Annotated in this window: 22 protein-coding genes and 4 pseudogenes; 3 read left to right on the top strand and 23 right to left on the bottom strand. The window is 36.1% G+C overall.

Annotation, left to right across the window (positions count from 1 at the left end; all coding sequences use genetic code 11):
• Positions 1-203 precede the first annotated feature (203 nt).
• From bioD to D9780_RS20255, 7 genes are all read right to left on the bottom strand, one after another.
• The gene (gene bioD / locus D9780_RS20285; RefSeq protein WP_121641325.1) at positions 204-911 is read right to left on the bottom strand and encodes a dethiobiotin synthase; all 708 of its coding nucleotides are present in this window, start codon (positions 909-911) and stop codon (positions 204-206) included.
• A complete protein-coding gene (gene bioF, locus D9780_RS20280; RefSeq protein WP_371413755.1) occupies positions 908-2,080 on the bottom strand; it encodes an 8-amino-7-oxononanoate synthase in 1,173 nt (390 codons plus the stop codon). The genes bioD and bioF overlap by 4 nt, the downstream gene beginning before the upstream one ends.
• Complete coding sequence (gene bioA / locus D9780_RS20275; RefSeq protein ID WP_121641324.1) at positions 2,070-3,416, bottom strand: adenosylmethionine--8-amino-7-oxononanoate transaminase; 1,347 nt, start codon at positions 3,414-3,416, stop codon at positions 2,070-2,072. The genes bioF and bioA overlap by 11 nt, the downstream gene beginning before the upstream one ends.
• Before the next feature lie 3 nt (positions 3,417-3,419).
• Positions 3,420-4,205 (bottom strand): 6-carboxyhexanoate--CoA ligase, encoded by a 786-nt coding sequence (gene bioW / locus D9780_RS20270; protein ID WP_121641323.1) that lies wholly within the window; start codon positions 4,203-4,205, stop codon positions 3,420-3,422.
• Between the two features lie 281 nt (positions 4,206-4,486).
• Complete coding sequence (locus tag D9780_RS20265; RefSeq protein WP_121641322.1) at positions 4,487-5,356, bottom strand: hypothetical protein; 870 nt, start codon at positions 5,354-5,356, stop codon at positions 4,487-4,489.
• Positions 5,357-5,369: 13 nt separating this feature from the next.
• Positions 5,370-6,725, bottom strand: coding sequence for a carboxypeptidase-like regulatory domain-containing protein (locus tag D9780_RS20260; protein WP_121641321.1), 1,356 nt, complete (start codon positions 6,723-6,725; stop codon positions 5,370-5,372).
• A gap of 564 nt (positions 6,726-7,289) precedes the next feature.
• Complete coding sequence (locus D9780_RS20255) at positions 7,290-8,198, bottom strand: DNA-3-methyladenine glycosylase family protein (protein WP_121641320.1); 909 nt, start codon at positions 8,196-8,198, stop codon at positions 7,290-7,292.
• Between the two features lie 139 nt (positions 8,199-8,337).
• Here D9780_RS20255 and D9780_RS20250 point away from each other — a divergent pair, with 139 nt between their 5' ends.
• Both D9780_RS20250 and D9780_RS20245 read left to right on the top strand, forming a co-directional pair.
• A complete protein-coding gene (locus D9780_RS20250; protein WP_121641319.1) occupies positions 8,338-8,904 on the top strand; it encodes a bifunctional transcriptional activator/DNA repair enzyme AdaA in 567 nt (188 codons plus the stop codon).
• 64 nt (positions 8,905-8,968) lie between these two features.
• Complete coding sequence (locus D9780_RS20245) at positions 8,969-9,475, top strand: methylated-DNA--[protein]-cysteine S-methyltransferase (protein ID WP_073013319.1); 507 nt, start codon at positions 8,969-8,971, stop codon at positions 9,473-9,475.
• Between the two features lie 168 nt (positions 9,476-9,643).
• On the opposite strand, the pseudogene D9780_RS20240 reads toward D9780_RS20245, so the two are convergent.
• From D9780_RS20240 to D9780_RS20220, 8 genes and pseudogenes are all read right to left on the bottom strand, one after another.
• Positions 9,644-10,060, bottom strand: a pseudogene (locus tag D9780_RS20240) (class I SAM-dependent methyltransferase); the annotation flags it as partial.
• A gap of 439 nt (positions 10,061-10,499) precedes the next feature.
• Entirely contained in the window at positions 10,500-10,769 is a 270-nt protein-coding gene (locus D9780_RS20235; RefSeq protein ID WP_240458740.1) for a class I SAM-dependent methyltransferase, read from the bottom strand.
• Positions 10,770-10,937: 168 nt separating this feature from the next.
• Positions 10,938-11,780: a PP2C family serine/threonine-protein phosphatase gene (locus D9780_RS20230; protein ID WP_121641318.1), complete on the bottom strand. Its 843-nt coding sequence runs from the start codon at positions 11,778-11,780 to the stop codon at positions 10,938-10,940.
• Between the two features lie 313 nt (positions 11,781-12,093).
• Positions 12,094-12,660 (bottom strand): histidine phosphatase family protein, encoded by a 567-nt coding sequence (locus D9780_RS20225; protein WP_240458739.1) that lies wholly within the window; start codon positions 12,658-12,660, stop codon positions 12,094-12,096.
• 119 nt (positions 12,661-12,779) lie between these two features.
• Positions 12,780-12,935, bottom strand: a complete 156-nt coding sequence (locus tag D9780_RS21270; RefSeq protein ID WP_162985953.1) for a hypothetical protein — start codon at positions 12,933-12,935, stop codon at positions 12,780-12,782.
• A gap of 86 nt (positions 12,936-13,021) precedes the next feature.
• Positions 13,022-13,196: pseudogene (locus tag D9780_RS21490) on the bottom strand (amino acid permease); the annotation flags it as partial.
• 256 nt (positions 13,197-13,452) lie between these two features.
• Positions 13,453-13,536: a putative holin-like toxin gene (locus tag D9780_RS21755; RefSeq protein WP_296361995.1), complete on the bottom strand. Its 84-nt coding sequence runs from the start codon at positions 13,534-13,536 to the stop codon at positions 13,453-13,455.
• Between the two features lie 444 nt (positions 13,537-13,980).
• Positions 13,981-14,850, bottom strand: a complete 870-nt coding sequence (locus D9780_RS20220; protein ID WP_121641317.1) for a LysR family transcriptional regulator — start codon at positions 14,848-14,850, stop codon at positions 13,981-13,983.
• Positions 14,851-14,982: 132 nt separating this feature from the next.
• Between D9780_RS20220 and D9780_RS20215 the strand changes: the two genes are divergently transcribed.
• Positions 14,983-15,426, top strand: a complete 444-nt coding sequence (locus tag D9780_RS20215; protein WP_121641316.1) for a hypothetical protein — start codon at positions 14,983-14,985, stop codon at positions 15,424-15,426.
• A gap of 311 nt (positions 15,427-15,737) precedes the next feature.
• On the opposite strand, the gene D9780_RS20210 is transcribed toward D9780_RS20215, so the two are convergent.
• The 8 genes and pseudogenes from D9780_RS20210 to D9780_RS20180 all read right to left on the bottom strand — a co-directional run bounded on the left by D9780_RS20210 (position 15,738) and on the right by D9780_RS20180 (position 20,451).
• Positions 15,738-16,319, bottom strand: coding sequence for a DUF4256 domain-containing protein (locus tag D9780_RS20210; RefSeq protein WP_121641315.1), 582 nt, complete (start codon positions 16,317-16,319; stop codon positions 15,738-15,740).
• Positions 16,320-16,342: 23 nt separating this feature from the next.
• Entirely contained in the window at positions 16,343-17,383 is a 1,041-nt protein-coding gene (locus D9780_RS20205; protein WP_121641314.1) for a DUF1835 domain-containing protein, read from the bottom strand.
• Positions 17,384-17,589: 206 nt separating this feature from the next.
• Positions 17,590-18,378, bottom strand: a complete 789-nt coding sequence (locus tag D9780_RS20200; RefSeq protein WP_205601141.1) for a DUF817 domain-containing protein — start codon at positions 18,376-18,378, stop codon at positions 17,590-17,592.
• A gap of 136 nt (positions 18,379-18,514) precedes the next feature.
• Positions 18,515-18,739 (bottom strand): helix-turn-helix domain-containing protein, encoded by a 225-nt coding sequence (locus D9780_RS20195; RefSeq protein WP_116278956.1) that lies wholly within the window; start codon positions 18,737-18,739, stop codon positions 18,515-18,517.
• A gap of 65 nt (positions 18,740-18,804) precedes the next feature.
• Positions 18,805-18,918, bottom strand: a pseudogene (locus D9780_RS20190) (DUF2975 domain-containing protein); the annotation flags it as partial.
• 311 nt (positions 18,919-19,229) lie between these two features.
• Positions 19,230-19,292: pseudogene (locus D9780_RS21750) on the bottom strand (hypothetical protein); the annotation flags it as partial.
• 37 nt (positions 19,293-19,329) lie between these two features.
• On the bottom strand, positions 19,330-19,818 hold the full coding sequence (locus D9780_RS20185) for a DinB family protein (RefSeq protein ID WP_121641312.1): 489 nt from the start codon (positions 19,816-19,818) through the stop codon (positions 19,330-19,332).
• Positions 19,819-20,277: 459 nt separating this feature from the next.
• Positions 20,278-20,451 (bottom strand): hypothetical protein, encoded by a 174-nt coding sequence (locus D9780_RS20180; RefSeq protein ID WP_205601105.1) that lies wholly within the window; start codon positions 20,449-20,451, stop codon positions 20,278-20,280.
• Positions 20,452-20,471 lie beyond the last annotated feature (20 nt).

The raw sequence follows: 20,471 nt of genomic DNA, 5'->3' as shown, positions 1-20,471 counted from the left end.
TTTCTGAGGAAGCTGATATAGCTAGCAAGAAAGCAACATATTTTGAGGCAGCAATTTTTCCAACGAAGGATGATCACCAAACTTTTGTGGTGGCATCCTTCGTTTTAAGACTTAAATTTCAGGTTTTCCTATTGTGTGTAAATAAGCCAAACAAGTATATTTTATTGAACTCTTATATCGCACCTTTTTCTATGGAGCATAGATTACACAGGACTAATTTCCATTAAACGGCGTAGCAATACTTCGATATCTAAAGATGTATCAACCATATGTTGCACACCACGTTCTGTAATTTTTTTCAACTTAGGAGTCACTCCTAGAACAGGAACCCCACACATATCTTCCATAAGCTTTGGATTGGTTATCTCATCTATATTAGGCTGATTACTCTTCCCATTTATCACAATTCCTACAATTGGTATCCCTACCTGTTTTGCATAGTAAACCGTTAAATAAGTATGATTTACCGTTCCAAGATTTGGTCTAGCCACAATAAGAATGGGGAGCTTTAAAGCAATTGCTAAATCACTAACTAAAAAGTCCTTTCCTAAAGGTACGGAAATACCTCCTGCCCCTTCCACGATAAAAAAATCGTGTCTATCTTTTATTTTTTCCCAATGGTCTAACACAGCTTGCATACAAATTTCTTTATCTTCCAGTTGTGCTGCCACAGATGGTGCGAGAGGTTGACTAAATTCATATGGCGTAATTTCCGCATGAGTTAAAGATGTTTGCGACATATGTTTTAACAAACTCGTATCACTATTTGCATGATTACGTGAAATCCCACTTAATAACGGCTTAAATACCCCCACATCCATATTCTTTTCCTTTAAAGTTGCTGCAATTCCACTAGCTATAACTGTTTTGCCAACATCGGTATCAGTTCCGGTTATAAATATCCCTTTCATCTAAGGACGCCCCACTTTTTTCCAATTATATAAAAAGCATGTAATACATCATCTATCTCTTTCATAGAATGACTTGCGGTTACAGTAAGTCGAATACGGCTTTCTCCATTAGGCACTGTTGGCGGACGAATTGCCGGCGCATAGATTCCTTTTTCCTCTAACTCTTTCGCGAATTCAAGCGCTAATTGTTGCTCACCTATAATAACAGGAATAATTGCTGTATGATCTCCTTTTACAGCGTATCCCATATCATTTAATCCTTCCTTCACCTTTCTAATATTGTAGTGAAGATGCTCACGCCTGCTTGCATCCTGCTCTATCAGCTCTATTGCTGTATATGTAGCTGCACAAATGGCAGGAGAAAGTGCAGTTTGAAAAATAAACGTCCTAGCATAGTTCATTAAGAAATCCACCAATGTACTAGAGCCAGCAACAAATCCACCTTCTGTCCCAATTGCTTTACTACATGTGCCAATTACTACATCTGGCATGATACCAAAATACGCACTTGTCCCTCTTCCGCTTTGCCCTAGCACCCCAGTTGCATGGGCGTCATCGACAATAACATATGCGTGATAATGACCTGCAAGCTCCATCATGCGATCAAGGGGTGCAATCGAACCATCCATGCTAAAAACGCCGTCCGTTACAATAAATCGCTGTTTGTATTTTGTGGTAGCAGCTAATTTTCTTTCCAAATCTTCCATGTCCACATGGCGGTAAATACACGTTTTTGCTTTGGATAAACGACAACCATCTATGATACTAGCATGATTATATTGATCACTTAAGATAACGTCCTCTGCTTCAGCTAAGGCAGATAAAACACCTATATTCGCTAAATAACCGCTAGAAAATAATCGTGCAGCCTCTGTTTGCTTAAATGTTGCTATCTTTTTTTCCAACTTCTCATGCCAATACGTATTACCTGTCGTTAGTCTTGAACCACTACTCCCAACACCAAACTGTTGCAATGCCTCTATCGTTGCATGAATTAACCGCTTATCATTTGCCAGCCCTAAATAATCATTAGAGGAGAAGATTATTTTCTTTTCCCCATCTACTATCCTTGCCGATTGCGATGCCGCTTCCATCGTTCGAAGCGTACGATACAACGAATTTTCTTGCATTTCTTTCACTCTGTTATGCAACTTGTCGTCAAACGACAACATGACTCACCTCATGAATCGCAGCTTTCATAATGCCAACCATTGCTTCTATTTCTTCTACGGTAGTAGCGAGCGGTGGCATAAAAACGATGGTATTTCCAATTGGTCTTGTCAACATACCCAGATCCCTCATTTTTAAAGATACGAGGTAACCGACTCTTTTTTCAGGAGGAAATGGCTCCCTTGTCTCCTGATTAGCCACGAGTTCTATCCCGCACATAAAGCCAAGCTGCCTCACATCGCCTACCGTTGGAAGTGCATACAATTTCTGAAGGATTTTCCCCATTTCTTTTGCTTTAGTGGCTACACTTTCAACGATTTGCTCTTCCTTAAATAATTTTACATTTTCGAGGGCAACTGCACATCCAAGCTGGTTTCCTGTATACGAATGCCCATGGAAAAAAGTCTTCATTTGGTTATAATCATCATAAAAAGCTTGATAAATATCCTCTGTCGTTAGCGTTGCAGCAATTGGTAAATAACCTCCTGTTATACCTTTTCCAACCGCCATAAAATCTGGTTGAACTTGTTCGTGTTCACAGGCAAACATTTTCCCTGTCCGCCCAAAACCTGTTGCAACTTCATCTACAATCATGAGGATATTATATTGATCACAAAGCTCTCGTACGCCTGCTAAAAATCCATCTGGCATCACAATCATTCCAGAAGCTCCTTGAACCATAGACTCGATAGAAAGCGCCGCAATTTCTGCATGTTTTTCCATAAGTAACTGTTCTAACTCATACAAACATGCATCACGGCATTGTATAGGGTCACCACTTGAAGAACGATACACATAGGGGATTGGCGCTTTATAGCTTTCAAACATTAACGGCCCATAAATATGATGAAAAAGGTCGATTGAACCAACGCTCACAGCGCCAATAGTATCGCCATGGTAACCATTTTGCATGGCAATAAACTTCTGCTTTTCTGGTCTGCCGATATTTATCCAATATTGAAAAGCCATTTTAAGTGCGATTTCCATCGCCGTAGCGCCGCTGTCTGAATAAAAAACTCTCGTTAGATTTTCAGGGCTGACTTTAACCAGCTCTTCTGCTAATTCTGTTGCAGGCACATTGGTCATTCCTAAAAGGGTAGAATGAGCAATTTTCTCAAGTTGTTGTATAATTGCCTCATCTAATTTCTGCTTGCGATGACCGTGTACATTTAACCAAACGGAAGAAAAACCATCGTAATATTCCTTGCCATAGATGTCTTTCACCTTTACTCCTTGCCCTTCCTCAATAATTAAAGGGTCAAGATCATAATCCTTCATTTGTGTAAACGGTAGCCATAAATGCTTTTTACTTTTTTCTATTAGTTCTTGTTGCAATGCTTATCCCTCCCATGTAATCAATACTGGTTGATTTTCCAAATAATTTATGTATGAGCGTATGTCCTTCTGCCCGTCCACAAAGAAAATTCTACAACCCCGTTCATCTCCGTACGTTTTTATATTTTCAATACGCTGATAGCCCATTTTTCTACTAGCAACGTAACCTGTCGTATAATCGGGATCATCTGACCAGCATAGTTCTGCAATAGTAGCAGGATGATTATTTACTTTCGCAGCTAGCGCAAGCGCTTCTCTTATTCTAGAATTAGCGGAAACATGATGATAACGTGCCCATTTTTCAAAATCATTGCCCAACCAATCTAATCTAGACACCCGAACTCCTTTTTCTCCTCGATCATCCAAGCGTTTACCTGAATGGGCATCTATTAAAACAGCTCCTCGCATAGACGAATATTGCGAGACAATTTCAACCGCGCGGTCTATCACTTTTTTAGGGATCCCTATTATTTCTAACAGTTGAAAAGCAACTGTTTTTCCTTCTTTCAAAAAGGTGTCTCCTTCTTTCACAAATCTTTCTACATTCGCCCATCTCTCTAAAGGTTGTACATATGTTACTGACTCAGGAATACTTTCTAATTGAATTTGCATAAAATCTGGTCTTCCCTTGCAATGCGTTAGTCCCTTTTCTAATAAATACATGGCAACTTGTTGAATATTAGAAAAACGAGTAATCCGCTCTCCGCCAGAAATGTGTGTACCCCCTTGTTCATGACTACCACCTTGAGCTGCCCTCATTCGCAAATTATATAGTTTATCCACTTCTATTTCACCCCCTTTTGTTAACCATTTTAATTTTAGGTTTACAATTAAATTGTATGCCCCCCTTTTCCAACTGTCAATAGGTGAAAAAAACTAGGATTTTTGACAAATTTTTATGAAAATCGATTGTTTTTCTATTCGATTTCTGTAGATTAAAACAAAAACTTTCACCAATTATTGATGGTGAAAGCAGTACATTTTTGCTTATACGATAGCCCCGAAACAGGATACTTTGCTATAATATAAAAAGAAGAAAAATCTTTTTTAAAACTTCTTGTTTATTATTTCTATATCTTCATATCAACATTATAATGTGTGTTGGAAGAAAGCCTATAGGCGCTGAACGCTTCAAATTGGTTTACAAAATTATTCCAATTTTCTTTTAACATACGAATGGTGTCATCTACCTTCATTTCGGAAAACTCATTCCACGATTCCCCAAATTGATTCTTTTGTATTTGATTATATCCCTTCATCACCTCTTCATATTTATGCTGAAAGGAGATAACGTTTGATTTTAAAAATAAATGACTATACAGATTTTGCTCGTTTTGGACAAGGTGTTTTCCCTCCTGGATGTTGTTTATAGCATTCAACATTCGATCAGCAATATTTCTATACGAACCTTTCTTTTCCTTATGCTGGTTATATATAATCTCATATGTTTCCAATGATTTATTAACCGTCTGCTCGAGCTTAGCACTTGTATAGTCTTGCACAACTGCAAGAAACTCATTTTTCACAGAGGAATGTGGTATATTCTTAGCTATAAGATTTAACTTTTCCTTAGTTTGAAGATGGTACATACTTTCTATATCACTCGTCCATCCCTTAGAAAAATAATCATCATTTTGTCGCAATGCCTCTTTTACTAAATTGGTTAAATAATCCTTTTCAACCTTAGATATCCCTTCTAGATTTTCAAAAAACGAAGAAAAGTATTTATCGAATTCTGTACTTTTGCTTTGCTCTGTTTTTATCTTATTAATGGTTAATTTTTGATTAGGTATTCTTATCGTATCTACTACATCTGAAAGTAATTGTTTTTCCAATTTAATACTTGATGCATTCTTAATAGTAGTCTCACGAGGGACAGTATTTTTGAATAAATTACTCTGAAATAAGCTTTTATGAAAAGAAACATGATTTTTCAGCATACAATACCTCCTTTTAATGCGGGCGATACGTGGAATAAGCAAAATGGTAGAGAGAATTTTCATTTGAATCTAATACATTACCATTAGATAGAAAAACTATAGGTATAATATCGAAATAGTGATGACTTGCAGGAGCAGTGTATGCATACTTTCCTGCAGCCTCTTGAATAGACGGAATTTCGATTATAAAATTACCATTACGATCTGTAGTACTAGATTCCATATAAACTTTATCGTTTCGCACAGCCACTATACGAGCTTCAACATTGGCATTTGGTACAGTAATACCATTTTCATCAAATAATTGACCCTTAACATTGATGAAATTTTTAATACGATATTTATACCCGTATCCATAATCAATATATCCCTCTACATTATCATCTGTACCTATATTTGATATCACAACTGACGTTCCCTCTTTAGCCTTTTCTCTTATATCTAGTGTGTATTTTTGATCAGCATCATGTTCAAGTGATGTAGATTGAACTCTTAACAAATATGTACCTGCTGGAAATACTATTGAATAATTTGTATTATCGCCAAGACCTGCGAGGGCATTTAGTTCGGGATCAAATATATCAAGTTGATAATTAGCTGAGGAAGGATTATTTAAATTAACAGTAAACGTTTTTTCTTCATCAACTTGAAAAATTATCCAATCCATGTCATAACCATTATCTATTGTTTGTCTCAAATAGATATTATTTAAATAAGCTGATGCTTGATAAATATTGTCATCTGGTTCGTTCTGATCATGAGATGGGGAGTGTTGTACCAATAAGGCAAACGGTGAATTTGGATCTGCACCAGAAACAGAATTAACCGCAATGTAATAAATACCTCCCTCAGTTAATTTACTCAATTGCTCATTTTTTCCACCCCCATAGCTCGAAGTAGCTACTTCTTCTAAAGTCATTGTCTCTTCATTTAATTTAAAGAGGTGTAAATCATAATCAATAGATGTAGATTGAACTGTCTGCATTACAACCGTCAACTTCCCTGCCATACTATTTTCAAAGCGATACCACTTTTGCTGGCCTTCTTCTGTTATATAATCTTTATATACACCCCCAATATCAATAGCAGCTGCATTATTAGGAGAATCATTGGTAGCTTGATCAGATACTTTAGTAGGCTTAACTTCATTCTTTTTAACTCCTACACTTTTCTCTAACACCGATCTTGTGTTACCTTGTATTTTAATCATTTCCTCCGGTGACTCAAAATTTATAATTGTATTCTTCTCTAATGAGTTCTGAAGTTGAACTTTTGAAAAGTCTAATGTTTCACTGGCATTGACATCGTTAAAGAAACCAAAAACTGGAACAAAAAATGCTATAAGTAATGAAACTATAAATTTCTTCATCCTCTCTTCCCCCTTTAAATTAGATTATATTAATTATATCGAACTTTTTTGAAATTTATTTAGTTATTTTCGCAATAATCTTTTTTTAAAATATAGTTTACTTTCTCACCCAATAAAAAAGGCACCAACTAGATGGAAAAAATTCTACAACTTTAACCCGTGCATGTCGCAAGGATCACCTCCCAGCAAGTGGTTGATTCCTTTCGACAGCGCACTCATTGTTTCGTAGCCCATGAGTGCGACCTGAAGAGCCTTTTGCGAAAGTAAATACTCTATTGCCCTCTTCGTCTTATTACATTCACATCTTCCCTTTTATCGTAAACATCGGTAATAAAATGTTGCATGATTTCTTTAAATTCCAATTGATTTTCTATATAAAGATGATGGCTGCTTTTCAACTTATGGACGATAGCATTGTTAAAACTCCATTTGGTAAGCAATAACGCTAACTATTCAGTATCTACTATTTCAACGTAATATTCAATTTCTGTCCCCTTTTCAACTTGATCGTAACAGTTATATTTGTTGTAGCAATTGCCTCTCATAACGTATTAACCCTACCCATTATTGATAAAGCGATCTCCATAAATAAAATGTAGCATAGGCTTGCCAATTTGCCCAATTAGTCCCTAACTCGCGTACATATTCTTTAGTTGGCTTTTGTTTTAATCCTACCACCTGTTTGATTGCATTTTGCAATCCTACATCAGCAATTGGAAAAGCATTAGGAACACGCAAACATCGCATTAATACATAATGGGCTGTCCAAGAACCAATCCCTCTATATGCTGTCAGCATTTTTTCTGCTTCCTCTAAACTATTTGTAGCGAGTAATTTCTCCTTAGATATTTCGTTACAAACGATAGCACGTGCCATATCAATAATGTATTCACTTTTTCGTTTAGATAGCTGTAATGAACTTAATTCGGACACAGATATATTTGCAATCACTTCCGGGGTTGGAAACAACCAAAACAAGCTCTCATTCCATTGAACAGATGTCCCATATCGTTCTACTATTCTTCTTTTTAACTTATACGCAAAGGAAAGGTTAATTTGTTGCCCGATAATTGCCCAACTTATGGCTTCAAAGAAATTCGGAATTCCTATTAGCCGCAGTCCATAATGAGTTTGGACAAGGCGCTTTAAATAAGGATCCTTCAAGGCGATTTTGTAAAAACCAGCTAGATTTGTATTTACATCGAACCATTCACTTACAAAGGTCGTAATTTTATCGCGATATGCTTCAGAAAAAGCGCAAGAGCTTTTCACAACTTTAACTAGCAATCCTCCACTCGTTGCTTCACGCAACACCATTAAAAAAAACGCATCATCTATTTTTATTGCTTTTATTACTTCATTTTTCATCACTTGATACATACATTCATGGTTTGCATTAGCTAAATAATGTAGATTTTCTTGAAATTGAAACACTTCAGGAACCGCAATACTCCATTCTTTTTCTACTGACATTACAATCACTCCCTTTACTCTAGTTGTATCATACCTTTCACTCTAAAAGTTTCACTATCTTGCCACGATGTTTCTCATCCATTCACCTATTTGCTTAAAAACGTTATAATAAAAAGCATAAGGAAACGAGGTGAAACACATGACAAGTTCACTATCAGAAGAGCAATGGCACGCTATTATAACAAACGACGCTGCTTTTGATGCTGTCTTTCTATACGGTGTTCGCTCAACGGGTATATTTTGTCGCCCCTCTTGTAAATCACCAAATCCTAAAAAAGAATTTATTCGTATCTTTCAAAATTCCCAGCAAGCGTTGACAGAAGGTTACCGTCCCTGTAAACGTTGCAAGCCATGTGACGAACATATGCCTGATGAGGAATGGGTTTTGCAAATAAAACAGTTTATTGATATGCATTACGCTGAGCCATTGACATTAGCACGATTAGCGGATCATTGTCATGGGAGCCCTTATTATTTGCAACGAACGTTTAAAAAAATGATGAAAATATCACCGACTGATTATATACAGCAACTACGCATTTCTCATGCAAAAAAGCTTTTAATACAAACAGACAATTCCATTGCTGAAATAGGTATGAAAGTTGGTTTTCCTAACACGCCTTACTTTATTACGCTATTTAAACAATACACCGAGAAAACACCCAAACAATTTCGATTAGCGTTTAAAGCAAATGGATTAAACTAAAATTTTGACTTGCTTCCCAACGGAAGACAAGTTATAACCACATCTATATTGGAGGAGAGTTGTAATGACCGTTTATTGGACAACTTGTAAACATGACACATGGGAATTTTATGCAGCTGCAACGGAAAAAGGATTGTGTTACCTAGGCCCGCGTCATTTAGCAGAGAATGAAATGGAAGTGTTTTTACAGAAGCGATTCCCTCACGAGAGGGTGGAGGAAAACGATCAGCCATTAATTTCCTATATAGCTGAACTACAAGAATATTTAAACGGGAACAGGAGGAACTTCGAACTTCAACTCGACCTTTATGGCACCTCTTTTCAGCAACAAGTTTGGCAAGCATTGCAACAGATTCCGTTTGGACAAACGGTCACGTACTCTGATATTGCCACATCTATCGAAAAACCAAAGGCTGTACGCGCTGTTGGAACAGCGATTGGAGCAAATCCGATTTTCATCATCGTTCCTTGCCATCGAGTTATTGGAAAAGATGGTGCCCTTACAGGATTTCGCGGAGGTTTAGATATGAAAGAGCGACTATTATTATTTGAAAAAGGTGTAGAAACATAATAACTGCATCATGTTATTTTTTTCTAAAAAGAACGTGGGTATGTAATTGCATAACTTGGCTTATCATTACGCTGCCGTTTTTCCTTAAGAAGATTTATATTTTTCTTTCCTGAAAGCAAACTCCCTTTTTATAGTGCCCTACTTTTTCACTAAAAAAGGGAGATGTATTTATTTTTTCAACTTAAAGACAATAAAATCAGCACAGCGAAAATCCTCTTCAAAAGAAGGATATTTTTTTAACATTTCTTGAGATGGTTTTGGTTCTATTATTTTTTCTAATTCAAAACCAATTCCAAGTAAAGTATTCATATACGTCGTCAAAGTCCGATGGAATAGCAACACTTTCTCATCATCACCCAATCTTTGCTTATATACCCCTTCGTAAAAATATTGATCGACATTCCAGTGTAATTTGTTCCCACGGTGATCCTTTTCCCATCCACTTGCTGGCGTGACAAAGCATGGATGTAAAATAGAGAAAATAAAGGTGCCTCCATCAACTAATAAGCGATACATCTCGTGAAACGCTTTTTCAATATTTGCAAGGTCTTGCATCACCATGTTTGAAACAATAATATCAAAACTAGCATTTGGTGAACTACTCCCCACTTAGCTTCGCTTGAAGTGGGAGCTTCTCATTTCCACGACGAAAGCAACCTTTCGTCTCCATGAGCGTTACTTCGGGAAGTTCCTGCCCTAGATGTCCGACGAATCGGAGTTTCTTTCGTACCTTGGATATTTTACGCATGGAAGGATTCGCTTGGTTTTCGCATTATTAGTTTCTCCATGCAACCTCATATATCCAGTTTTCAAAGAACACTTCATGCTCTTATGGTAACATGCGTTCGGTCAATTAGCACGTCTAAAGACGTACTTGACCGAAAGCCAATTCATCTCCACCTTACCGCTGGGACTTCACCCCCTTCACACGCTTGAAGATGGAGACTTCTTGGCTAAAAACGTTAAAAAATGCAAATCCTCGCAATTTCCGTGGTGATATTCAATCGGTAATTCAACCGATGTTCTATGTTTCGCCAACTCTAGCATTTTTGTGGAAATAGTCTACAGCTGTTACTTTTGCTTTTGACTTTGCTAACAGTCTGCTAAAATAGCCTTCCCCACACCCAGCATCTAAAATCTTTTTGTTATTAACTGCTCCCAATAAGGAAAATAAAGTCGGGTTTAAAAACACTTCTTTATGTAAATCACCTTGTTCAGAATGATTTTCCGCATACGATTTGGCAAAGCTATCCCATCTATTAATTGCTTCTTCGGTACCAATGTTCTTTTTCAACACGCTTCCTCCCCTCATTCATTTCACCTAAACTGGTACATCCTTTCCTGCACATTATCTCAACTAGCTTGACTTTAGAAAAACTTGGCTTGTCACCATGTCTTATGGCGAATGGCGTAGTTTTTATTATACAATAAACCTATTAGACTTTTATGCTTTCCTATAGTGTTAAAAAGTAATCCATACCCCGGTTTTATCATCTGACATTTTAAATCTTGGATATCTTACACATTCCGGGTCAGTAGCCTCAAGCTCGATTAAATCATTTGCATATGCTTGTAGTCCTTTAGAAAGGATCTTGCTAATCATTACCTCCCAATAACAATCTTGTTCAGATACGCATTCTTTTGGAAGAAAAAGCCCATCGGTAACTATCACAAGATGCTTTAATCCGTTTCTGTTTATTTTCCCAAATTCAATAAAATCGACTGCATCATTTTCGCCATTTAACACACCATAGCCAGCAAAAGTATTGCTTGTTTGTCTAATGGAGAGTAATACGTCTTCTACACTCTCCCTCAAATCTTTTTGTTTATGTATTCCTTTATCAATAAGCTCTTTCCACTTATTTATGGCAACTCCTTCTAAAAACTCTGTTTGCGCTCGTGTTAGCACTCTTACAAATCCACTATCATAAACGGCAAAAATCATACAGTCGCCTGTTTGGATAAAGTCTATCCTATTTGGAGAAATCTTTACTAAAGCTAGTGCTGTCCCCCATAATTGTTCTTTTTTTGATGTGTCAATATGATATTCTTTCATTTTAGTCTGAAGTTGCATGTTTATCTTTGCAAAATCATCCAGAAAGCTATCGCAATGTTGAAGTGATTCATAATAATTTTTCACTAGGTTAGAAGCAATATAACCGCCTGTTTCGTTCTCCTGCGTAAAAAAAGGTATGATAGAGGAAGCGCCATCCGCTACCCCATAGACTGAACTATTATCATTGATGATGACGGCATCTTCATTACATTCACTGACACCTTTACAAGTCACTGTTTCTATTTTCATTCTAAAATCTCCCTGTGAACAATATTTACAATCACTTTTTATACATTTTTTGTCGTCTATCGTTTTTTCCAACAGAACAATCTATTAAACTTTTTTGTTCATTGAACGCACTTCTTTTAAAAGTAGAGCTAAAATAACATGTAAATCAAATGCATAGTGCTCATGATTTTTCCCCATGTATTCCCGAACAAATATGAGATTACCAATTTCTATATCTGCGTTGACTTCTTCCGTACATTCTCTTTTTAATGCTAGATGAAGGTTCTCTCCATATTTTTGCCCGCCACCAAGTAAAATATAATACTATCCACCCTTATCTATTATCCCATAAACGTGTATAACGAGTAGCCTGATCTGAAATGTTTAATTCATACACATCAGGATTACTTAATTCTTTCCATTGCTCAAATCCAAAACTTTGATCATAATAATGCAGTAATAAAGAGATAATCCCGCCATGTGCAACAATAACCGTATGTGTAGCATGACTTTCCACAATATCCTCGACTACTGATATAATGCGGTTCATTGCTTCATTACTCGTTTCTCCGCCTTCATACTTTAAATCAAGTTCATCGTAGGTCGCTTTCAGTTTATCCATCCAATCTGAAAAAAAGGTAGAACTCAGTACACGTTCCGTTAAACGTTCTTCTTGTTCAATTTCTAAATTCTTAATGTCTGCAAATGGCTTTATCGATTGAATCGCTCGTAAAAATGGACTCGAAATAATTCGATCAACCTTTCGTTCTGATAGAAAGCCAGCTAATTCTTTCGCTTGCAACCACCCTCTTTCTGTAAGTGGTGCGTCAACTGCTTGCCCTTCCGCTTCACAATGCCTAATAACGTAAATTGTTTTATCCATTTTATCGTCTCTATTCATTTTAATATTTTCCACCTCATCATAACATTTATTTTCAGATATATCTTATGATGCAAAATATTAAATAATTTGGAAACGAAATACGTCCACATCAGCGATTCTATTAGCAATAATTCTTATCACTCTATAGCTAAGTGTCGTTGCTTTTGTGGATTATGGATCTCCAACCACTTCTCAGCTTCTCTTATCATCCATGAACCCATATATTCTAAAAAATCAATTACTTCATAAGGATTTTCTACTGGATGAATAGCGTAGGTAAGAGCTTGTTTCATCTGCATCTCTTTCTCGGGATAATACCTAGAAAATAATTGATAAGCTGGAAATAAATCTCTTGTATATTTGTTTTCTATCTACGGTTTTGACCTACAGCAGCCGTGACAAAATAGAACCAGCCTATTATGTTGCCACAATGATATCCAAAAGGGCGCCTCACAAATTTTTGCTGAATCACCTGCCTCTGAATATTCACGTACCAAACATGCGAAAGTATAAGCTAAAGGCAAACTGATGAAACTCCCCATTAACCAAGATAAATTTATGCAGGCGCTGTAACCGTTGTCATAACTATCAATAAATACTTGCCATTTAAAAATCCTAAACAAGGCATCAAGCTAATGGTTTGAATTTTGATTATTTATGGTATAATAAGGGTAACAACATACAATAATAAAATGACCGCCAGCGTGTCAGCGCTGACGATCTGATGCAATAGCATGATTCCCTGCAAGGGGGATTGGCTGTATAGGTTCAAAATAAGCACCCACAGGAGCCGTTAACTCAATGGGGGGCTTATTTTTTTTGGTCAAATGACAGCATAGCTACAATCAGCACTCCGAAGTTCAATGCAATCATCAGTGCTTCGAATACTGTCATTGGCACCACCTCCTTTCTATCGGAGATGAATGCCAACCCGCCCATGAGTTTATCAAACTATTGTTCTTCTATTATATCATTTCATCCAAATTCTCGCCTCCCTCAAACTAGAAACAGTATGACGGAGAATTTATTCAACCAATGTTTTTAATAATTCGCAATATGTCACCCTTTCTACACACGAATATAACGTACACTTTCTATATTTTCAAAACTTGAGGCAATATAAAAATTCATTAGTTTCCCCCTTTTTTTCTTCTCTGTTATACGTATCAATAATGTAATCCCTTTGAATTGGAGATTTATTTTTTATCCATTGATAATCATTTCTGTAATTTCCAACTTTTCTTTTTATAATAACATATTAGAAAGGATGAGTTTTCTATGTTTAACAAATTAACTGGTTTTAAATTGAAAAAATATCGGCAGCACTTCCAACAATAATTACTTACCTTCGTTTAATTGTAAGCTATCTAAAAATTTTCGATAAGCATGATTTATAAAAGTATCCTTTCTTCGTATAAACACTGTTTTTACGGTTGCATATTTATCTGGGAGCTTATGAATACGTAGCTTGCCATCTGTTTGGTGTTGGCTAACTAGTGATTCGGTGATAACAGCAATTCCTAAACCAGCTTTTACACAACCAATAATTGCCTCTAATGTCCCAAACTCCATCATTTTCATAGGAACCATTCCCTCATCACGAAACCACTGTTCTAACCGTTTTCTATGAATACAATGAGGACGGGTTAGAAGTACCCGTTTCTGCAAATTCGTTATAGAATGTAATGATTCTAGCTGACTATCTGTTATAACAACAAGTTCTTCCTCCATAACTGGTATTTGAATAAGATGAGGATGTTTAACAGATCCTACTACAAACGCTCCATCTAGTTTAAAATCAAGTACATCGTTAATAAGCTCTTCGGTTGCACCAATAGTCAAGGATAATTCTACCTGAGGATATTTTTTATTATAAGAAGCAAAAACAGATGGTAATCTAACAGATGCTGTTGTCTCATTTGCGCCTATGGAAATGGGACCACGAGGTGTTTCAGAATCTTGAATTGCCTTTTTTGTCTCCTCCATTAGACGCAAAATTTGGTCTGTATAAGATAAAAGTTGGTACCCCTTTGAAGTTAATGAAACACCACGAGGATGTCTGTAGAATAGTTCTGTTTGCAATTCTGCTTCTAATTTTTTGACTACCCTCGTAATGTTAGACTGAGCATAATTCAATTGTTCAGCCACCCTTGTGATACTGCCTTCATGAGCTAAAGTTTTGAAAATAAATAATTCCTTCACGTCCACAAAGCATGCTCCTTTAGACATCATTTTAAATGATCGATTTAATCTTATTTAATCATTTTTAATACAACTCTAAAAGGATTATGATATGTGTAAAGAACATTTTCTTCAAAATTCATTTTAGGAAAGGAATGCATGTATTTGTTACCTGTACATCGATTAAAAGCAAGAATAACAGAGGAAGAGCATGATCTATTAACTAAAGAGCAGCGTACTTTGTGGGAAATGGCTCTAGAGAACTTGGAAATGCAGTCAAAGAGGTTAAAAGAGGATGACAGTTCGAAAAGAGCTAGTGAAGCGTTATCAGCATCCATGCTTCACGAATGGGAAAAAACGAAAAATAAGTTAAACGAATTAGAGGATGTATATAAGAAATGCAATGAAGCAATAGACCTTTGGAAGCACCTAAAAAAACAAATAGATCAACTGCCTCTAGATCAATCTCAAAAGGATTATTGGCTAAAGCAGGAAAAAAAGAAAGCAGAATTATTGGGTCATACGAAGCGAGTATGCCTATGGGAGGAAATAGAAAATTTTATAAACAGTATGGAAAACCTTCACAAGCTACTAAAGTTTTAATTCAAGAACAATATCGTAATTTTATTCAATAGAAGTTCTCCCTTTTCCCTACTAAGTATTTAGCACCTCAAAAAGGAAGAACCCACTAGTCATATAACCAAACTGAGGAATTAGATATCGGGTTAACGTTTGCAAGGCTTCTTACAACCATGTATATTTGGGCTTATAGCACGATTTCGTAAGTATAATGAAATAATATGACATAGTGACTCGATCAACATTTCATACAAATTGATCTTTAATATGGAAATACTTTCTCTACATTTCATCATTCAAAATAAGTGATCCAATTTCATCTAGATGATTAATAATTAAACCTGTAACGATCCACGAAAGCCTCTAGAACTATAATAAGAAGAAGCGCCATTGTGATACACAAAAACATGCCCGAAACGAAAATCACAGAAAAGCGCTCCACCAAGGTTTCTTATATCAGGAGGGGTGGCAATCCAACTCGACGTTTTCCTATCAAAATCGCCAAGTTTCTGCAAGGCTCGATACTGGTCTTCTGTTAAAAGTTCAATGCCCATAGCGGTAGCCATATCAACGGCATTATTTTCTGGTTTATGTTTTTTTCTGGACTCCAGCGCTTCACGATCATAACAAACACTTCTGCGGCCCTTAGGACTTTCCACAGCACAATCATAGAAAGTATACGTATCTGTCTCTTTATCATACCCAACCACATCGGGTTCACCGCCTGTTTGTTCCATTTCATGAAGAGACCTTATTTTTTCAGCATTTGCTTCCAGTTTTTCTTGCACTTTAGCCCATTCAAGCTCTTTATGGCGGTTCCTATTTTTCTCAAAACGAGCTTGCAATACGTTAAGTAATTCTTCCTTTTGTTCTAATGATAAATTCTTCTTACCGTTGATTTCACTATTCTTTGTCATGTTAATTTCCACCCACTTATAAATTACTTGAGCCGAACACTATAATACCTCATTGCTTTTGGAACACCTTTTATTTCAAAAATACCTTTTAAAATCAGTTGTCGTAATCGGTATTCAAAAAAGGGATCTCCAATAGATTGATTTATATGCCCCATTACTTCCCCAATAAGTCGTGCAGAATATATGAAGTCGTTATATCCTCTCTCTTTGTGTAACCTTTTAGCTTTATTTATCATGTAGTTATCATAATACGATTCCTCTACATTTATTATTTCTTGCTTTTCCCATATCCTTAGGCATTCCTTCATAGTAGATAATGCCTGCCATTCTTCTACAAATTCTTCAAGTTGATGTTGAATTACTGGAGCTTGTTTTCTACTTTCTTCATATATCCTTACTAATTTTTCAGGTAAAATTTCTCCCGTATGTAATGGGAAACATTCATTATTTGGGACATTAAAATGATCTTTATACTTCTTGGTCGCATTTAATATAAAAATGTCATTGATTTTATCTTTTAGTAGAAAAAGAACATACCGTAAAGCGGTTTGTTCATGGGCATTTTCACCAGTCCATATCATTATTGGAGTGCTTTTTGGGATCGCCTTCATCATAGATACGGCGCGGTTAAAATTATATTTGTATTCATCTATGTATTCGTCATCAAGATTGATATGATTTTTTAACCATTCATATCTATAATTAAGCCCCTCCTCTTTATGTAATTGCCAGATGGGACCAACCTCTAACATATCCGAAAAACGAATGATTCTCTCCTCTTCTTGGTAATTCAATTCTTTTAAAGCTTGTTGTAAAGAGCCAGACGTAGAGTCACCAAAAACAATATGTACTGCACGATAACCTTTATCACTTTTTATATCCAATTGATTTTTTTTATATTCTAGAAAGGAATGATAGGTTCTTTTTAGATCCTTCACTAACTGGCTTTCTGTATATTGATCTGTTTTCTCGTGGGCTTCCATGCTCATAAACATAGATAGTAAAAGTGCATGCATTTCCTCTTCGGTCGCATTTTTAAGCAGTCTTTTTATTTCATGAGTCAAATGACCACTCCTTTATACATGTTTTTCCATAAAACCCAATTGTATTCTTTTTCCTGTTCATTTCTTCGTCTCTTAATACACATATACCCTAGATTTGAAGCTAGCTTAAACATAAACCATAAAAGTCAATTTCATTTTTTCCTGGTACTTATTTTACCATAAAATTAACGGAATCAGCTCAGTACAAAAAGCAAACGTATAGCAAATTAATAATGTTCTGTACTGATGCCTTGTTGAGTTTTTTCTTTCACTTGCTTTAATGTTGCTACGATAAGAAAGCTAACAATTACCAATAAGACCCATGAGCTTACTTTACCTAAATGAACGAGACTCCATGCATCCGTTTGATTCGGATATTCCCAAGCGCCAAATAATGTGACAATATTTTCAGCAATCCATATAAAAAATCCAATAAGAATAAAAGAAAATACGAGTGGCATACGATATTTGATTCCACCGACTTCATATGTAACCCAAGCTCGCCAAAAAACAACCATGACAAGTGCTGCTAACCACCAACGAACATCGATCCAAAAATGATGCGTGAAAAAATTTAAATAAATTGCCGTTGCAAGAGGGACAACTACTAAAAACGGGGGCCAATTAACCAATTTTATGTCCAATCTCCTCCAAGCCTGACAGAGATAACTCGCTACACTTGCATACATGAATCCACTATACAATGGAACGCCAAAAACTTTGAAATACCCTTCTTCTGGATACGTCCAAGACCCCATGTTTACTTTAAATATCTCAAGGGCTAGCCCAATGAGGTGAAAGACGGTAATCACCTTCAACTCATCTCGTGTTTCTAATCCAGAACGAACCATGATCCACTGCATGAGGAGACAGATAATAAGCAGCCAGTCATATCGTGGTAGAAATGGTAAAGTTACCATTTGTGTAAGCGCCAATGAAGCAAAAATAACGACTGGAAATAAACAAGATAAAGCTTGTTCCCAACCAAAACGAACGAGCTGTTCCAATCCGCTTATACTTTGCGCCAATATGGTTTTTTTCTGGGAATTTCTTTGACTACCGAAATTCATGATCTCTCCCCTTTTTACAAGCCTATTCATGTCAAAATTAAAAGCACATTTTTCTTCCAAACAAAGGAATGTCTTTGCTTGCTTACTTTTCTTCTAATTCTTGATCCATTTTATACTCTAGAATATCTCCGGGCTGACAATCCAACGCTTTACAAATTGCCTCTAAAGTGGAGAACCGAACTGCTTTTGCCTTGCTATTCTTTAAAATAGAAAGGTTAGCCATCGTTATTCCAACCTTTTGGGATAGTTCCGTTACGCGCATTTTCCGTTTTGCTAGCATCACATCGATGTTGACTATAATTGCCATTAGCTTCACCTCAGACGGTTAGGTCATTTTCTGATTTGATATAAAGCGCCTCTTGAAATATCCTACATTTCCGCTGCAACATGTCCAATTTCAGGTACTAGGAAAATACATAACCCAAGAATCGGAAATCCTATGAGAATAACAACTGTTTTTAGAAACACCGTCGTCGCCTTCTTCATAAAAACCACCTCATTGATTTGTTAGTTGTTGATTTTAACATATTATTTATTGTAATTCAATAAATAATAGTCTTTTTTTAATACATACTTCATGATAATCATTTTCAAGCGTAAGGGTAAAGGAGTAGTGAAGTAGGACAATTCTATAAGCTTATGAAGCAAAATTTTTAGAGAGATCAGCATTAGTGAAACTTGACTTGACATCCATGCTTGATGACGAAAAAACGCCACCGTCTTTTCTTACAAAAAACTAAGCGTCGTCATCACTGACCACGCCTCTTGCAAAATATTTTCATTTCCATAGGATGACTTCAAGTTTCGATATCACAAATACTTCCTTGCTTTTTAAAAGCAACGACTTCTAAATCATAGCTATTTTCATAATAGTCTTCGTGTAAATGATTTCATCGGCTATACATAAAGGTCGAACATATTTACCTCATAACCAAGCTGTTTCATGTAATTAAAGAATTGACCTCGATGATGGAACAGGTGGGAAACTTCTTCAACTAACCAGTGTGCTTGAACCTCAGCTTTTTCAAGATAAAAAGGCTTTGTTTTCTTTGTCAAAAAATCTTCTTCAGACAAAGAAAGCATATAATCCTTATAATCTTTAAAACCTTTATTCATTCCTTCAATCATAACATTAGCAGATTCCATATTATTGTACTTCGCTTCTAATTTTTCGATCGTTTCTTGATCCTTCTCCAACCATAGATGAAGATCAACTTCTGGTATAGAAATAATATGTTGAGCAAGCTCTTTAAGACTTCGCATATTGTCAGATGGCTTATACTCCCAATCCTCCTCTTGTACCTTTTTCAGTAAACCTTCCATGGATCTTATACCAATTGCAAGTTCAGCCAATAATTCATTTCTTAAAATATCTACAGCGTTCATTCCTCTCATCACCTTTTCATTTAATTTGTTTATTCTGTTATGGAATACTAACAGATTACGGCATCAACAATGCATTTTTGTTAACTATTCACCACATAGCTTCACTTGATGTAGACAATTTTCACTACAACACGAAAAACCTTTGTTTTCAAGAGGCTTAATGCTGACAATCCTCCCTCTAAAGACCAGATTATTCTGACTTCTTTGTCGCCTTAGCTATTCCACGCATGAAAGATTCGTTTGTGTTCCTCTGTCTTGTTTCTCCATGCAACCTTCTCATTCTTAGACGCTACATAAACATAGTAACATATGTTCGGTTAACAAGCACGTGTAAACATGCGCTTGCCAAAAAAAGAACTACTTTTTATTATCCTCCCTGTTTAAGGTCGTTTCTCCCAAGGCTCAAGTTGACCGATAGTTGTTATCCTGTTTTTATTTTTAATTGCTTTTATAACGCCATCAAGGAGCTACTTGCGAAATTGCTACAATTGTTGTATAAACACTTGATGCTGTTATCTCATGAGCTAAAAACATAAAAGCTAAACCAGAAATAACATTACCTAAATTTGAAGCAGCGGCTCCTAATAAGTAATAAATAACATTGCTATTGTTTTTCAACACTTCTAAATACATGCCAAATCACCTTTTTCTAG

The sequence above is a fragment of the Virgibacillus sp. Bac330 genome (assembly GCF_003667845.1).
GTDB lineage: Bacteria > Bacillota > Bacilli > Bacillales > Amphibacillaceae > Virgibacillus > Virgibacillus chiguensis.
The sequence above is the reverse complement of the archived record's forward strand: the minus strand, read 5'-3'. Positions and strand labels throughout refer to the sequence as shown.

Coding starts and splice junctions, on each gene's coding strand:
- D9780_RS20210 (WP_121641315.1), bottom strand. CDS start 16,319: ATGACAAAGAATAGTGAAATCAACGGTAAGAAGAATTTATCATTAGAA.
- D9780_RS20250 (WP_121641319.1), top strand. CDS start 8,338: ATGACAAGTTCACTATCAGAAGAGCAATGGCACGCTATTATAACAAAC.
- D9780_RS21755 (WP_296361995.1), bottom strand. CDS start 13,536: ATGACAGTATTCGAAGCACTGATGATTGCATTGAACTTCGGAGTGCTG.
- D9780_RS20215 (WP_121641316.1), top strand. CDS start 14,983: ATGTATTTGTTACCTGTACATCGATTAAAAGCAAGAATAACAGAGGAA.
- D9780_RS20260 (WP_121641321.1), bottom strand. CDS start 6,725: ATGAAGAAATTTATAGTTTCATTACTTATAGCATTTTTTGTTCCAGTT.
- D9780_RS20185 (WP_121641312.1), bottom strand. CDS start 19,818: ATGAACGCTGTAGATATTTTAAGAAATGAATTATTGGCTGAACTTGCA.
- D9780_RS21270 (WP_162985953.1), bottom strand. CDS start 12,935: ATGAAACAAGCTCTTACCTACGCTATTCATCCAGTAGAAAATCCTTAT.
- D9780_RS20230 (WP_121641318.1), bottom strand. CDS start 11,780: ATGAAAATAGAAACAGTGACTTGTAAAGGTGTCAGTGAATGTAATGAA.
- D9780_RS20255 (WP_121641320.1), bottom strand. CDS start 8,198: ATGTCAGTAGAAAAAGAATGGAGTATTGCGGTTCCTGAAGTGTTTCAA.
- D9780_RS20180 (WP_205601105.1), bottom strand. CDS start 20,451: ATGTATTTAGAAGTGTTGAAAAACAATAGCAATGTTATTTATTACTTA.
- bioD (WP_121641325.1), bottom strand. CDS start 911: ATGAAAGGGATATTTATAACCGGAACTGATACCGATGTTGGCAAAACA.
- D9780_RS20265 (WP_121641322.1), bottom strand. CDS start 5,356: ATGCTGAAAAATCATGTTTCTTTTCATAAAAGCTTATTTCAGAGTAAT.
- D9780_RS20245 (WP_073013319.1), top strand. CDS start 8,969: ATGACCGTTTATTGGACAACTTGTAAACATGACACATGGGAATTTTAT.
- D9780_RS20225 (WP_240458739.1), bottom strand. CDS start 12,660: ATGAATAGAGACGATAAAATGGATAAAACAATTTACGTTATTAGGCAT.
- D9780_RS20195 (WP_116278956.1), bottom strand. CDS start 18,739: ATGGCAATTATAGTCAACATCGATGTGATGCTAGCAAAACGGAAAATG.